The organism is Yersinia sp. FDAARGOS_228 (assembly GCF_002073315.2).
GTDB lineage: Bacteria > Pseudomonadota > Gammaproteobacteria > Enterobacterales > Enterobacteriaceae > Yersinia > Yersinia intermedia.
The window spans coordinates 2,363,817-2,379,646 of the sequence record NZ_CP020409.2 but is presented as its reverse complement, the minus strand read 5'-3'; the positions used below and the strand labels follow the sequence as shown (position 1 = coordinate 2,379,646).

The window sequence follows — 15,830 nt, the reverse complement described above, 5'->3', positions numbered from 1 at the left end:
AATACACTACCGATAAGCCATAAAAAAGCCAGCTCGTAAGCTGGCTCTTGTTTTCAACAACGCATTATACGTTGTCATCCTCGTCTTCAGCGTCGCCTTCTTCTGCTTCATCAGCAGCATCATCATCTTCTGGTGTGTTCAGTGCAGCATTATCTTCGCCGCCCTCTTCACCGTCTAATGATTCGCCATCAAGGATTTCATCATCCTCTTCTGGCTCAGCAACACGTTGCAGACCGACGACATGTTCATCTTCTGCGGTACGGATCAGCGTCACACCTTGGGTATTACGCCCCACGACACTCACTTCAGATACGCGAGTACGTACCAACGTGCCCGCATCGGTGATCATCATGATCTGGTCGGTAGGTGCCACCTGAACAGCCCCCACAACCTTACCATTACGCTCACTGACCTTAATGGAGATAACACCCTGAGTCGCACGAGACTTGGTTGGGTACTCTTCCACTGCGGTACGCTTACCATAACCGTTTTCAGTCACAGTCAAGATTTCGCCATCACCACGTGGGATAATCAGAGAAATAACCCGATCATCGCCATTGAGGTTGATACCACGTACACCGGTCGCAGTACGGCCCATCGAACGGACCTGTGACTCAGGGAAGCGAACCACTTTACCCAATGCGGAGAACAGCATGACTTCATTGCTGCCATCGGTCAGATCCACACCAATCAGCTCATCGCCTTCATTCAGATTGACGGCAATAATACCGGCACTGCGTGGACGACTGAACTCGGTCAAAGCGGTTTTCTTCACGGTGCCGCTGGCGGTAGCCATAAAGATGTGACGACCTTCTTCATATTCCCGCACTGGCAGAATGGCGGTAATACGCTCATTTGGCTCAAGCGGCAATAAGTTCACGATCGGACGACCACGTGCACCACGGCTGGCTTCCGGCAACTGATAGACCTTCATCCAATAGAGACGGCCACGGCTGGAGAAGCACAAAATAGTATCATGGGTATTGGCAACCAACAGACGATCAATGAAGTCTTCTTCTTTGATACGAGCAGCTGACTTACCTTTACCACCACGGCGCTGAGCTTCGTAATCCGTCAGCGGTTGATATTTGACGTAGCCCTGATGGGACAGCGTCACAACCACATCTTCCTGATTAATCAGATCTTCGATGTTGATGTCGGAAGTATTAGCCGTTATCTCAGTACGACGTGCGTCGTTATATTGCTCTTTGATAGCCACTAATTCTTCGCGGATAACCTCCATCAGGCGATCCGGGTTTTCCAGAATAAAGATCAACTCACCAATTAAGGTCAGCAGCTCTTTATACTCATCCAGCAGTTTTTCATGCTCCAGGCCCGTCAGTTTCTGCAAACGCAGATCCAAGATTGCCTGAGCTTGTTGCTCGGTGAGGAAATATCTGCCGTCACGGATACCGTATTCAGCTTCCAGCCACTCAGGGCGGGCAGCGTCATCACCGGCACGTTCCAACATTGACGCAACGTTGCCTAATTCCCATGAGTTGGCAATCAAGCCCGCTTTTGCTTCAGCAGGGGTGGCGGCACGGCGGATCAATTCGATAATCGGATCGATGTTAGCCAGTGCAATTGCCAATGCTTCAAGGATGTGCGCGCGGTCACGCGCTTTACGCAGTTCAAAAATGGTACGACGGGTAACCACTTCACGGCGGTGGCGCACAAATGCAACCAGAATGTCTTTCAGGTTAAGCAATTTAGGCTGCCCTTGAGACAGAGCCACCATATTGATACCGAAAGTCACCTGAAGTTGCGTCAGTGAATAGAGGTTATTTAGAACCACTTCCCCGACGGCGTCACGTTTAATCTCAATCACGATACGCATGCCGTCTTTATCAGACTCATCACGTAACGCGCTGATGCCTTCTACGCGTTTCTCTTTGACCAGCTCAGCGATTTTCTCAATCAACCGCGCTTTGTTCACCTGATACGGGATCTCGTGAACGATAATGGTTTCACGGCCAGTTTTCGCGTCGGCTTCAACTTCAGCACGGGCACGGATATAGACCTTGCCACGGCCAGTACGATAAGCCTCTTCAATACCACGGCGACCATTAATAATGGCGGCTGTTGGGAAGTCTGGGCCAGGGATGAACTCCATCAACCCTTCAATGGTGATGTTTTCATCTTCGATCAGGGCCAGACAGCCATCAATAACCTCAGACAGGTTATGTGGCGGAATATTGGTTGCCATCCCAACGGCAATACCAGACGAACCGTTAACCAACAGGTTAGGGATTCGGGTTGGCATCACTGCGGGGATCTGTTCCGTACCATCATAGTTAGGCACGAAGTCAACGGTATCTTTTTCTAAATCCGCTAACAATTCGTGAGCAATTTTAGACATACGGATTTCGGTATAACGCATCGCCGCAGCGGAGTCGCCATCGACGGAACCGAAGTTGCCCTGCCCATCCACCAGCATATAGCGCAGTGAGAACGGCTGGGCCATACGCACAATTGTGTCGTAGACCGCGCTGTCACCATGCGGGTGATATTTACCGATAACGTCCCCGACTACACGGGCCGATTTTTTGTATGGTTTATTCCAGTCATTACCCAGTACATTCATCGCATACAGTACGCGACGGTGCACCGGTTTCAGTCCATCCCGGACATCTGGTAAAGCACGTCCGACAATAACGGACATCGCATAATCCAGATAGGAGCTTTTCAGCTCTTCCTCGATGTTGACCGGTGTTATTTCTCTGGCAAGGTCGCTCATTGAGCCGCTATCCCTCTACTAATTACCGGATTTAAAGGTACGAAACTATATCACAAAACCCAGATTTTGGCGAAACTACGTGATGTTTGTCGAAACGACTTTATGTCGGGCTGATCCACCCAACTTAGCGGTATTATTCTGCATCAATTGGGAGCGAACATGTATAATCGACACAAAGAAACAGAACAGTGAGAACTCTCCATGCGTGTAGATAACACAGCTAGCCATCAGAATGTCGACGAGCAAGAAATCGCTAAATTTGAGGCGGTTGCCTCTCGCTGGTGGGATTTAGAAGGTGAATTCAAACCTCTTCATCGCATTAACCCGCTGCGTCTTGATTACATTTTACAGCGCTCTGGCGGTATTTTTGATAAGAAAGTGCTGGATGTCGGTTGCGGTGGTGGAATTTTGGCCGAAAGCATGGCTCGGGAAGGAGCACATGTCACCGGTCTGGACATGGGCTATGAGCCGTTGCAAGTGGCTCGCCTACATGCGCTGGAAACGGGTACCAAACTGGATTATGTGCAAGAAACAGTTGAAAGCCACGCGCAAGCGCACCCACAACACTACGATGTGGTGACCTGCATGGAGATGCTGGAACACGTGCCTGATCCCGCCTCGGTTATCCGCGCCTGCGCTCAATTGGTCAAACCCGGTGGTCACGTATTCTTCTCCACCATTAACCGCAATACCAAATCCTGGCTGATGGCCGTGGTCGGTGCAGAATATATATTGAAAATGGTTCCGAAAGGCACCCATGATTCGAAAAAATTTATTCGCCCATCAGAACTTATCGGCTGGGTTGATCAAACCCTGTTGCGTGAGCGCCACATTATCGGGCTACATTACAATCCGATAACAGATCATTTTAAGCTTGGCGGTAATGTTGATGTGAATTATATGGTGCATACTCAACGGGATAGCGAATAAATCCATCGCGTGGGTAGTGTAAAAATCAAACAATACCCAATAGATTTCGCGTTGTAGCAAGACGGCAACCGAACAAACTCCCAGGAGCTTAGTCCACTAAGTGACTGGGGTGAGTGAGGATAGCCAACACCGCTACGGCGCGAAAGATGAAGGGGATTTTTCTAATGTTTAATAAACCGGCAAACGATCCACTTTTTAAGATTTTCAGTAAAATCTTATCCCCCAGAGCGACAGTAGGTAAGAGCCAGTGATGGCGCAGTCTGAGAGCATTTCGTAACAATTCACCCCCAAGTTATCCACACAATTAAGCGATCTTGTTCACTTGCCAAAAGCCGCAATACTCACTATCTTGTTATCTATCCACTACCCACCCCCTACATATAGTGTTTACATACTGAACAATACACTACAGCCTCAATGATTTTCGTAATCATAGAGAGTGTAGATTTGTGCTGTTTGTGCATGAAGAACGGGGATAAAAGGTCAAGAACACATGAACCAAAGCCTACTTGTTACTAAACGCGATGGCAGCAAAGAACGCATCAATCTGGATAAAATCCACCGGGTCATCGACTGGGCCGCAGAAGGTTTACATAACGTCTCGGTATCTCAAGTAGAATTGCGTTCACACATTCAGTTTTATGATGGCATTAAGACTGCCGATATCCATGAAACCATTATTAAAGCAGCGGCCGATCTTATCTCGCGCGATGCGCCTGACTATCAGTATCTGGCCGCCCGTCTGGCTATTTTCCATTTGCGCAAAAAAGCCTACGGCCAGTTTGAACCGCCGAAACTGTTCGATCATGTATCGAAAATGGTGGAGATGGGTAAATACGACAAGCATCTGCTGGAAGATTACACCGCAGAAGAATTCGAACAGATGGACACTTTCATCGACCATTGGCGCGATATGAACTTCTCCTACGCTGCCGTTAAGCAGTTGGAGGGTAAATATCTGGTGCAGAACCGCGTCAGCGGTGAGATCTATGAAAGTGCCCAATTCCTGTACATTCTGGTTTCCGCCTGCCTGTTCTCGAACTATCCGCGTGAAACTCGCCTGGATTACGTGAAACGCTTCTATGATGCCGTTTCCACCTTTAAGATCTCACTGCCAACACCGATTATGTCAGGGGTGCGTACCCCAACTCGTCAGTTCAGCTCTTGTGTGTTGATCGAGTGCGGTGACAGCCTGGATTCTATCAATGCCACCTCCAGTGCCATTGTTAAATATGTGTCACAGCGTGCCGGTATCGGTATCAATGCGGGTCGTATCCGTGCGTTAGGTAGCCCAATCCGTGGTGGTGAAGCCTTCCATACTGGTTGTATTCCGTTCTATAAACATTTCCAGACGGCGGTAAAATCCTGTTCACAAGGTGGTGTGCGCGGTGGCGCGGCTACGTTGTTCTACCCGATGTGGCATCTGGAAGTTGAAAGCCTGCTGGTGTTGAAGAACAACCGTGGTGTTGAAGGCAACCGCGTGCGCCATATGGATTACGGCGTCCAAATCAACAAGCTGATGTATCAACGCCTGCTAAAAGGTGAAGACATCACCCTGTTTAGCCCATCGGATGTACCGGGATTGTATGACGCGTTCTTCGCCGATCAGGATGAGTTTGAACGCCTTTATACCCAATACGAGCAAGACAGCAGCATCCGTAAGCAACGGGTAAAAGCGGTTGAGTTATTCTCTCTGATGATGCAAGAGCGTGCTTCGACCGGCCGTATCTATATCCAGAACGTTGACCACTGCAACACCCACAGCCCGTTTGATCCGAAAATTGCCCCTGTACGGCAGTCAAACCTGTGTCTGGAAATTGCATTGCCAACCAAACCGCTCAATGACATCAATGACGAGAATGGCGAAATTGCGCTCTGCACCCTGTCAGCCTTCAACTTAGGTGCCATTGATAGCCTTGACGATTTAGAAGAGTTGGCGGTACTGGCTGTACGTGCGCTGGATGCCTTGCTCGATTATCAAGATTACCCTATTGCCGCCGCACAGCGTGGCGCGATGGGCCGCCGCACCTTAGGTATTGGGGTGATTAACTTTGCTTACTATTTGGCGAAGAATGGCGTGCGTTATTCCGATGGCAGTGCCAATAACCTGACTCACCGCACCTTCGAAGCGATTCAGTACTACTTGCTGAAAGCCTCTAACGCGTTGGCTCGTGAGCAAGGTGCCTGCCAGTGGTTCAATGAAACCACCTATTCGCAGGGTATTTTGCCGATCGATACCTATAAGAAAGATTTGGATACCATCAGCAACGAGCCACTACACTACGATTGGGAAACGCTGCGTAACGATATTAAGACTCACGGCCTGCGTAACTCCACACTGTCTGCGCTGATGCCATCTGAAACGTCTTCGCAGATCTCGAATGCCACTAATGGTATCGAGCCACCACGCGGTTACGTCAGTATCAAAGCCTCGAAAGATGGTATTTTACGCCAAGTTGTGCCTGAATATGAACGTTTGAAAGATGCTTACGAACTACTGTGGGATATGCCAAATAATGATGGTTACCTGCAACTGGTCGGCTTAATGCAGAAATTCGTCGATCAGGCGATTTCAGCTAACACCAATTATGACCCAACCCGCTTCCCATCTGGCAAAGTGCCGATGAAGCAGTTGCTGAAAGATTTGCTGACCACCTACAAATTTGGTGTGAAGACCCTTTACTATCAAAACACCCGCGACGGTGCTGATGATGTGCAGGAAGATATTCAAAGCCAGCCGGGTGATGATGACTGTGAAGGCGGCGCATGTAAGATCTGATTTTTAGTTCTGGCCCTGCGCGGTAATCGCAAATACGGTTATCGCCGGGCCATTCTTCATTTGCCCTTGCATTGTTGTCCCCTGAGGAAATCATGGCCTATACCACTTTTTCGCAAAATAAAAATAACCAGTTGCTCGAACCGATGTTCTTTGGTCAATCCGTTAACGTGGCGCGTTTCGACCAGCAAAAACACGCTATTTTCGAAAAACTGATTGAGAAACAATTGTCATTTTTCTGGCGTCCAGAAGAGATAGATGTCTCCCGTGATCGTATCGATTACAACGCACTGCCAGATCATGAAAAACACATTTTTATCAGCAACCTGAAATACCAGACCTTGCTGGACTCAATTCAGGGCCGCAGCCCTAACGTTGCCTTACTGCCGCTTATCTCAATTCCAGAGTTGGAAACCTGGGTGGAAACCTGGTCATTCTCAGAAACTATCCACTCACGCTCGTACACCCATATCATCCGCAATATCGTGAACGACCCGTCGATAGTTTTCGATGATATCGTGACTAACGAAGAGATCCTCAAACGCGCGAAAGATATCTCAGCCTATTATGATGATTTGATCGAAATGACCAGCTATTACCACCTGCTGGGGGAAGGTACCCATCAAGTTAATGGTAAAACTGTCATCGTCAATTTGCATGAGCTGAAAAAACAGCTTTATCTGTGTCTGATGAGCGTCAATGCGCTGGAAGCCATCCGTTTTTATGTCAGTTTCGCCTGCTCCTTTGCTTTTGCAGAGCGCGAATTGATGGAAGGCAATGCCAAAATCATCAAAATGATTGCCCGCGATGAAGCCCTGCATTTAACCGGTACCCAACATATTCTTAATTTGATGCGTTCTGGCGAAGATGACCCGGAAATGGCCGAAATTGCCATAGAGTGCCAACAGCAGTGTTATGACCTGTTCGTTCTGGCTGCCCAACAAGAGAAAGAATGGGCTGAATACCTGTTCCGTGACGGTTCCATGATTGGTCTGAACAAAGAGATTCTGTGTCAGTACGTAGAGTACATCACCAATATCCGCATGCAGGCTGTGGGGCTGGGTGTGCCGTTTGCTACTCGAACCAACCCTATTCCGTGGATCAACTCTTGGTTAGTGTCTGATAACGTGCAGGTGGCACCGCAGGAAGTTGAAGTCAGCTCTTATCTGGTCGGTCAGATCGATTCAGAAGTCAGTGCTGACGACCTGAGTGATTTCGAGCTGTAATCCATGAAATCCATTATCAAGTTGAGCACCACCGGTGTTCAACTTAACCGCCCTGCTGATAGCCGCAATCTGCTGGAAACCCTCGAACACCATCAGGTACAGATCGAATACCAATGCCGCTCTGGCTATTGCGGCTCTTGCCGCCTGCGATTACTAAAAGGCGAAGTTAGCTATCATCAGCAACCACTGGCCTTTATTCAGCGCGGTGAAATTCTGCCCTGTTGCTGCCAGCCAAAGGGCGATATTGAAATCGAGCTTTAATATACCCGTCATACTTCAAGCTGCTTGTGCGTTGGCTGCCTTCGTTCACCCCAGTCACTTACCAGTGTAAGCTCCTGGGGATTAATGAGCCTCATCCTTGAGGCTCACCCTACGGGCTAGCATAAATGCTGTTCAAATCGGTTCCCGACCAATTTGTTGCTCAGTTGCCGCCTTCCTGCAACTCGAATTATTTAGGGTATCAAATAGATAAATCAGCCAATCGGATTTCACCTATAATCAGCCTGTTGAATAGATGATATTTTTGCATCTGGAATTAAAATCATAGGGACAAAAATGAAAAGACTTCCAATCGCAATAACCAGTCTGCTAATGGCAGTATCGGTCAGTACCATGGCGGCGACACCTCAGCCACTCGACCCGCAGCAGCCGTTAGATAAAATTGCACCGTACCCGCAGCCTGAAAAAGGCATGAGCCGTCAGGTTATTTTCCTTGAACCACAGCAAGATGAAACCCGCTTTAAAGTGGAGTTGTTAATTGGTAAGACGCTAGAAGTTGACTGCAACCGCCATATGCTCGGCGGCACGCTGGAAACCAGAACCTTATCTGGCTGGGGCTTTGACTATCTGGTGATGGATAAAATCTCACCACCAGCTTCGACGATGATGGCATGCCCGGATAACCGCCGCCATCCACAATTTGTCGCCGCTAATTTGGGGGACGCCGCTATGCAGCGCTACAACAGCCGCCTGCCGATCGTGGTTTATGTACCCAAAGGAGTTGATGTGAAATACCGCATTTGGGAAGCAGGCAAAGATATAAGAAACGCACAAGTAAAATAAACCATAAGCAAAATCATTAAAAACCCACATTAAAAATACCCATTCAACTGAGTGGGTATCTAAATTATGTCGCTAATAACCTGCTCATGGCGCATAGCTGCTTGCAGTCAGGGTATGAACCAGGAACTGAGGCATTTTAAGCTGTGGATAAACGCTGGTTAATTCTGGGTTAGAGCCAGTAAATTCAGGCATGATAGTCATCAGTTGTGCCACATCGTTATAAACGACTGAAGCATCCGCCTGCATGGCTTCGGTGGCTGAAAAAATAAAATCATTCGCATCGAGTTGCTCAACATCCAACCCATCCAAATACATCAGGTTGATACTCTCCCCTTCAGTGTTGGGTGCTGAAGAGTCAACATTTACTCCTTGGATAAGTGCAAGCCCATTAATAATCACCGCGTTTCTTTTCGTCACCGTTAATTCACTAAAACTCCGAATCCCCACGGCACTCAAATCAATTTTATCAATACCATGTCGGAACCCCCGCACAGTATTGCGATAATCCGACTGTTCCTCTTGGGGAACCACCACAAACACACCAGGCTCTGCATCCTTGCGCTGATAGACCGTTCCCGCGAGTGAGGCAATCATTTTACCATTTTCCCCAAGCGTTAAACTGACGCCACTGGCCCCTCCGTTGAGCATAATACCCATTTGCTCGGGTTCTGCTGGCACTGAGTCATTTATCAATACCGTGCTGTCTACATAGCCGACAGGAGCCCTAAAGGTATTCTGAAAGACAAAATTTTGTGGCCCGAACGTATTAACTTGTCGATTTTTGATAATAATACTTTGCTTATCTGGCAGTGAGATTCGGGTGTCAGTCCGCAATTGCATCAACTCTAACTCACTAAATTTTAAACCAGAAAAACCCACCAGATGGATAGTTTCTCCATTGTTGGCATCAAAATTGATTATCTCATCCCGGCCATTGGCGCGCTGACGAACCACAAAAGCGTCTTTACCTGTGCCCCCTGTTAGCACATTTTTGCCCCGCCCACCGTCGAGCAAGCTACCACCACCACCTGCAGTGAGGCTATCGTCACCATCACCACTGAACAAATTATGGATAGCCTCTGGCGAGCGAAGCGTCAGATTAGCCCTGCCTAACTTAGCGTTTCCGCTGGCTAAGTTAGCCACAACATTGCCGGAGATCGCCGCCATATTCAACGTATTACGCCCACCTACCGTGCCATTTACCGCATCATCAAGCAATGCTCGTGCTGGTTGTTCTTCTACTTGAGCGGCAAATTCGTCAGTATAAAAATAGGTATCATCTGCATTCAGCTTGCTGCCAAACAATCGTAATGACCAACTATTCAGCCTGACAGGTAACCCCTTGCTGGCATCTTTAACCGCTAATTGCCAGTTCCCGCCAGATTTCTCGCCACGATGATGTGTGGACATAAAGGTATAGTTAAAATCACCTGAAATAGTACTACCGGTATCAGTAGTATGTGGGCCATTTGCTGTATTCTTTCTGCCGACACGATCCAGTAGAATGCTTTCACTGCCACCCGGCGAGACTAATCTCACAGTCAAATCCCCCAGGCGGCCTACATTGGCACTAAAATCAACTTCGACCTGCTCAACATTGAGACTATCACCCAGAGTGAGATATGAAGAGTCTGTTTCCCCAGCGGAGAGCTGCCCCCAATGCCAATACTCATAGCTGTTCTCCAAGACCTGCTGATTAGCACCGGTTTGTTGGGGGATCCACGTTTCAGCTAAACGCAGTGCCGCCCGCGCATCCACTGCACCAAAACCGTAATCATGGCTTACATGCATACCGCCACCATTCCAATTTTTGGCATTATTGTTGCGCCATTGGGTGCCTGAGTCATCCACCCGACGGGCCGACAAGGCGAGGATCTGTTGCACATCGCGGTAACCCAGATTCGGATTAGCCTGCAACATCAATGCGGCAATCCCTGAAACAATCGGCGCGGCAAAACTGGTGCCTTGTTCGGTGCTGTATTTAGCCCCAAACACCGCACCGCGCTCGGTTTCAAGCTGGTTGCTGCTGGAAAGAACCTGACTACCAGGAGCCGAGACTAACAAGCTGGCTCCAGAGTTAGAAAAAGGCGCTGAACGCGTCTGAAGGGTTGAAAGATCAGCCAGCGCATTGACCGCCGCGACCTGAATACCAAAGCGGCTGTTATTGATAAGTGAACCCTGCGCACTGCCACCCTGTTCGCGCTGATTACCTCCCGCACTAACAATAATGGTGCCTAATCCGCCACGGCCATTTTCTGCCGCATATTGCAGCGTCGAGTTCAGGATATTCGGTAAATTGACACTGCTACCAGATAAATTGCTCAGGGCAAAATCATGTTTGAACCCCCAGCTATGATTAACCACATCATAACTGGACATCTTACCCAGGGTGGTAAAATCCGCGCCATCATTACTGAGATAGTGCCCACCTAAAGTGGCATCATAGGCCACTCCCACCCCACCGATATTATTTCTTGCCGCCACCATCACACCTGCCACCATCGTGGCATGGTTGGAAACATCGGCGGGCAATGTTCCGGCGCTCTTTTGTGTTTCCAGCCAGGAGGGGTCAACATTAGCGGCTAAATCAGGGTGTTGAATATCAAAAACCTCTGGGCCGGTGGCGAACTCCCCACCCGGTTCAAACTGACCAATGCGCACACCTTTACCGGTATAATCAGACCAGACAGGTATCACATTGATTTTATTTAAATACGTTTGTTTGGCGACCAAAGGATCTTGCGGGATATCGGGTGTTAATAGCGTTACCGTTGCCCGCATCAGCGCGGATTCTCCGCTGGATAAATCAACCACAGAAATAGCCTGATCACCGGTGGCACTCTTGACTTGATATTTAAAACTCATTACTCCAGTGAATGTTCTATCAGGTGTGAATATTACATCCTTTTGAAGATTAAGCTTGACCGTGCCGCCCACCGCATCGCCGACCGAAGATAGGTAGCCAGGCGTTCCGTCATTAAATTGTAAATCGTTGGCGAGCAAGCGGGCAGCCGGAATACGCTGCACCCAGTGCCGATGAATGGCTCTGCCTGTTTGACTAAACGACAACACATCATCGACTGGAATAATATTATTGGTATTCAGATCTACCGCAGAGATATCAGCAAAATTCAGTTTTTGAATATTTTTCAGTGTCAGAGTACCATCGCGACCAGCCACGCTATCCCTTATCTGGTAGCCACTGTCAGTGCGGGTAATGGCGTAATCTGCATAGCTGCCATGCAGGGTGACCAGATTGATACCGCCGCCACCATCAATGAGCGCATTGCCCTGACCGGCTTCAATCACATCATGGCCCTTATTGCCATAAATGCGATCTGCCCCACCGCCAGCGTGGATGATACTGCCCTGCTCAGCGGCATAGATGGTATCGCCCTGTGATCCGGCATAAATAACCGCTTTACCGCTACCACCAACAATACGGTTCTTGCCACTGCCACCGGCCAGTACGTCATTACCGCCGCCGCCGACCAGTGTGGTGTTGCCGTTACCGCCTTTAATAAACACACTGTTATTGCCGCCACTGACAATAATGTCGTCACCATCGCCGCCCTGCGCAATAGTGATACCACTGCGCGCCATATTCAGCGCTACCCCTTTATCGCCGACAATCAACACGGTATCGCGCCCGCCATTGCCACGAATTCGCGTTGGATCATCACTGGCGCTGATAACAAACACATCGTTGCCGCTCTTACCAATATAGGTATTACTGCCACCACGCCCGACTAACCAGCTGCCTTTAGGGCTGGCGGTTAAGATGTCATCCCTGCTGCCGCCATAGATATTATTTGTTTTCAGAATATTGGCTGATAACGCCGCGCCTTTATCAGCAAGATGCACATAAGCGGTGGTGGTCGTTTCATCGGTGACAGAACGAATAATTGCCCCCTCATTACCACGCTTAGTGACGGTGTTACTCACCGGTGAACTGACAAAATTCACCGCCAGCACTTCTTGCAGTTTGCCGTTAATCACAAAAACGCCACGCGCCAGCACCCTATTGCCCTGACGATTATCCTCAACCGCGTTAGCGTTAACTTTGATTTGCGTAATCCCCCAGTCATCCAGCGTTTTCAACTCACCGGGATCGACCCTGCCGTTATGGGAGCTATCCTGCCAAATACGCAATTTGTGCCAGATTGGATCATGTTTATCAATCGCGCCATTGCTATCATCATCTTCACTGGCCAGCGCGGCAAAACCATCCTGATAGCGTTTTTCCCCCGGCTGACCCTTCACACCGGCCGTGCCACCGTAATATTCCGAATACATTTGGCTGATATTGTCGATTTTCCCGCTGCCATTATCGATAACCAGCATACCGGTATCCGGCCCTGCCCAGCCGGTGCGTTTCAGCGTGCCACTGTTATCGGTATCAAACAGCACCCCATCTTCAATGCCGGTCATGGAGACCCCCTTGCCACTTAAATCCAGCAGCAGCGGGTCAACATAAGTGTTTACCGTGGTTTGTGCTGATAAGCCATTAAGCGTGGCGGCATCAAACAGCCCGGTTTCCGGCAGCATATAACTGGGTCGTTCCAGATAGTAATCAGATAAATAGCGGCTGGGCTGGATATTGGGATCAAGCTGAACTTCCCCTGGGCGAACCCCGCCCGATGCCATAGCGCCCATCTGCACCGAGGCAAAATCGGTTTTATCCAGGCTGCCGTCAGTAAAGGAGAAACTGTGAGTGGGTTTATTCACCAGATAGCCGTTGGTGACATCGCGCTGGGCCTGATCTTCATCGGCAATGCGCTGAACCGCTTGTGGGGTTGGGGTGATATTGATGTCGATAGGGCACATCTCGGTTGAGACTGGTGCGACTTCTTCGTCGGAGCTAAAGAGTTGGCTGGTACTGCTTTTGGCTAAGGCCCAATAGCCTGGGAGAGAATCCATTCTGTCCAACCATTGGCGGGTGCTTTTTTGGGTATCATCAGGACCAAACGACGAGCTGTAAGCCATCAATTGATAGGTTTTAAACGAGTGCTTTAGTTCTTCAAATGGCCTGCCGCCTGTGCTCAACGTCTGTTCCCAATAAATTGGCCGACTATCTTCAGTCATCGCGTTGAAAACCTCGGTTAACGTCCAGGCCTCTGGCGGTAATCCATGCATCTCAAAAACACTATTGTGAAACTGTGCAGCTTGCTCATGGCCGATATCACCATAGATAATTCCTGTCAGGCTTTCGTCCAGCCTGTTTTGCTGGGTATCAAGATAGCCGTGCGCCATATCATAACGAATATACTTAATATCCGTTTCAGTGAGGTGTTTATTATGACGGCCCCCCACACTTTCCATATTGTGAATAGCCATGGCACCCGCGATAGAATCCCCCTTGGCCACACCATTGGCTAATATGGCATAGCGATCGCCTTTGCTGGCAAAAAAATCATACATCGGGCTGGGGTCTTTACTCTCCTTATGGGCTTCTAATAATTGCCGGGCGCAGGCCAGATCGGCGGCATTAAGTTGTAACTTACCTGCATTGCTATTTTGCTGTAGCATAATTACCTTCCTTAACGTTTAATATGCGATAAAAGAAACTGCTGAGTACTACTAACAATGGCTCTCCATTGCGGTAATTTTTCTACTGTAAAAAAGATGCGAACAAGTGAACCTATTTCCGCCATCACAAAAATGGCCTCACAGATATAATATCTTTTCTCTAACGGCAACCACTGACAGTCAAATACCACCGGCACTTTCCCCTCAACCTCTGACCAGTAATAACCATTAATCGTCTTATCAAACCAATAAGGACTATTCCTATCCTGTGGTTCTGCCCGGAATAATTTTCTGGTGGCTTTAACGAAAAATAGTCCTAATTTATCGATATAAATAACTGGATCAAAGGTTCTATCATTTTGTTTTCTTAGAAAAAAGTCACGTTTAAAGGTGATATCAGTATCTGTGCGTTTAAATGGCTCAACACGCATTCTTAGCCCTTCATACCTCAGCCCCTGTTTATACCATTTCGATTTATCCCCCGGTTGCATATCCGGCCAACTGGCGATCATGGGTAAAGAGGTAAAATTGGCATCGCAGCCTTTTTTATTTTTAGTAAAGCCAGGCGTCCAGGAACTTTTCCCTTCATATTCCGCCCAGTAGATAATATATTCTTTAGGCACTTCCATTACATGATCATTAAATTTTCCGCAAACAAAACCGGGGCGATTTTCAGAAGAAGCAAATGGTGGCATCATTAGTAAAAACATTATCAATAATGCTATTAAATATCTCACTCGTGTTTTATCACATAAAAAACTACTCATATTTATCTTAGGGAACATAATTACCTTCCTTAACGTTTAATATGCGATAAAAGAAACTGCTGAGTACTGCTAACAATGGCTCTCCATTGCGGTAATTTTTCTACTGTAAAAATCACTTCAACCAGTGAGCCTATTTCTGGCATCACAAAACGGGCCTCACAGATATAATATCTTTTCTCCAACGGTAACCACTGACAGTCAAATATCACGGGTATCCTCCCGTTAACTTCTGCCCAGTAATAACCATTAACATCCTCATCAAACCGATGAGGATCATTTTTCTCTACGGGTGGGAATCGGTTTAATTTCCTGGTGGCTTTAACAAAAAAAAGCCCTAATTCATTAATATAAACAACCGGATCAAAGGTTCTATCATTTTGTTTTCTTAGAAAAAAGTCACGCTTATAGGTGATGTCGATATCGGATCGTCTAAATGGTCTGACAGTTATTGCTAATCCCTCATACTCCAGCCCCTGTTTATACCACAGCTCCTGATCCCCCGGCTGCATATCCGGCCAACTGGCGATCATTGGTAACACCACAAAATTGGCATCACAACCTTTTTTATTATTAATAAAGTCCGGATCCCAGGCACTGGCCCCTTCATATTCCGCCCAGTAAATAATATAGCTATCCGGCACTTCCATTACATAACCATTAAATTTACCACAAACAAAACCGGGGCGATTTTCGGCAGAAGCAAATGGTGGCATCATTAGTGAAAACATTATCAATAATGCTATTAAATATCTCACTCGTGTTTTATCACATAACAAACTACTCATATTTATCTTAGGGAACAT

9 protein-coding genes are annotated in these 15,830 nt (G+C 47.9%); 5 read left to right on the top strand and 4 right to left on the bottom strand.

What is annotated here, in order from left to right; genetic code table 11:
- Positions 1 to 64: 64 nt before the first annotated feature.
- The gene (gyrA, locus tag A6J67_RS10950; RefSeq protein ID WP_005192395.1) at positions 65 to 2,737 is read right to left on the bottom strand and encodes a DNA topoisomerase (ATP-hydrolyzing) subunit A; all 2,673 of its coding nucleotides are present in this window, start codon (positions 2,735 to 2,737) and stop codon (positions 65 to 67) included.
- A gap of 201 nt (positions 2,738 to 2,938) precedes the next feature.
- On the opposite strand from gyrA, the gene ubiG reads away from it, so the two are divergent.
- The 5 genes from ubiG (at position 2,939) to eco (ending at position 8,731) form a co-directional block, all read left to right on the top strand.
- Positions 2,939 to 3,667, top strand: a complete 729-nt coding sequence (gene ubiG, locus A6J67_RS10945) for a bifunctional 2-polyprenyl-6-hydroxyphenol methylase/3-demethylubiquinol 3-O-methyltransferase UbiG (RefSeq protein ID WP_042568307.1) — start codon at positions 2,939 to 2,941, stop codon at positions 3,665 to 3,667.
- 493 nt (positions 3,668 to 4,160) lie between these two features.
- Entirely contained in the window at positions 4,161 to 6,446 is a 2,286-nt protein-coding gene (gene nrdA / locus A6J67_RS10940) for a class 1a ribonucleoside-diphosphate reductase subunit alpha (protein ID WP_005192398.1), read from the top strand.
- 92 nt (positions 6,447 to 6,538) lie between these two features.
- Entirely contained in the window at positions 6,539 to 7,669 is a 1,131-nt protein-coding gene (gene nrdB / locus A6J67_RS10935; protein WP_005192400.1) for a class Ia ribonucleoside-diphosphate reductase subunit beta, read from the top strand.
- A gap of 3 nt (positions 7,670 to 7,672) precedes the next feature.
- Complete coding sequence (yfaE, locus tag A6J67_RS10930) at positions 7,673 to 7,930, top strand: class I ribonucleotide reductase maintenance protein YfaE (protein ID WP_042568309.1); 258 nt, start codon at positions 7,673 to 7,675, stop codon at positions 7,928 to 7,930.
- A gap of 294 nt (positions 7,931 to 8,224) precedes the next feature.
- Positions 8,225 to 8,731, top strand: a complete 507-nt coding sequence (gene eco / locus A6J67_RS10925; RefSeq protein ID WP_050074756.1) for a serine protease inhibitor ecotin — start codon at positions 8,225 to 8,227, stop codon at positions 8,729 to 8,731.
- Positions 8,732 to 8,815: 84 nt separating this feature from the next.
- Here eco and A6J67_RS10920 read toward each other — a convergent pair whose 3' ends face one another.
- The 3 genes from A6J67_RS10920 to A6J67_RS10910 are packed head-to-tail and all read right to left on the bottom strand — an operon-like array spanning position 8,816 to position 15,830.
- Positions 8,816 to 14,260, bottom strand: a complete 5,445-nt coding sequence (locus A6J67_RS10920; protein WP_050296718.1) for a S8 family serine peptidase — start codon at positions 14,258 to 14,260, stop codon at positions 8,816 to 8,818.
- A gap of 11 nt (positions 14,261 to 14,271) precedes the next feature.
- Complete coding sequence (locus tag A6J67_RS10915) at positions 14,272 to 15,045, bottom strand: hypothetical protein (RefSeq protein ID WP_151426807.1); 774 nt, start codon at positions 15,043 to 15,045, stop codon at positions 14,272 to 14,274.
- Between the two features lie 11 nt (positions 15,046 to 15,056).
- Positions 15,057 to 15,830, bottom strand: coding sequence for a hypothetical protein (locus A6J67_RS10910; RefSeq protein ID WP_074010336.1), 774 nt, complete (start codon positions 15,828 to 15,830; stop codon positions 15,057 to 15,059).

Bases quoted from the DNA above. Each gene is read 5' to 3' on its own strand.
- gyrA (WP_005192395.1), bottom strand. From the start codon at position 2,737: ATGAGCGACCTTGCCAGAGAAATAACACCGGTCAACATCGAGGAAGAG.
- ubiG (WP_042568307.1), top strand. From the start codon at position 2,939: ATGCGTGTAGATAACACAGCTAGCCATCAGAATGTCGACGAGCAAGAA.
- nrdA (WP_005192398.1), top strand. From the start codon at position 4,161: ATGAACCAAAGCCTACTTGTTACTAAACGCGATGGCAGCAAAGAACGC.
- nrdB (WP_005192400.1), top strand. From the start codon at position 6,539: ATGGCCTATACCACTTTTTCGCAAAATAAAAATAACCAGTTGCTCGAA.
- yfaE (WP_042568309.1), top strand. From the start codon at position 7,673: ATGAAATCCATTATCAAGTTGAGCACCACCGGTGTTCAACTTAACCGC.
- eco (WP_050074756.1), top strand. From the start codon at position 8,225: ATGAAAAGACTTCCAATCGCAATAACCAGTCTGCTAATGGCAGTATCG.
- A6J67_RS10920 (WP_050296718.1), bottom strand. From the start codon at position 14,260: ATGCTACAGCAAAATAGCAATGCAGGTAAGTTACAACTTAATGCCGCC.
- A6J67_RS10915 (WP_151426807.1), bottom strand. From the start codon at position 15,045: ATGTTCCCTAAGATAAATATGAGTAGTTTTTTATGTGATAAAACACGA.
- A6J67_RS10910 (WP_074010336.1), bottom strand. From the start codon at position 15,830: ATGTTCCCTAAGATAAATATGAGTAGTTTGTTATGTGATAAAACACGA.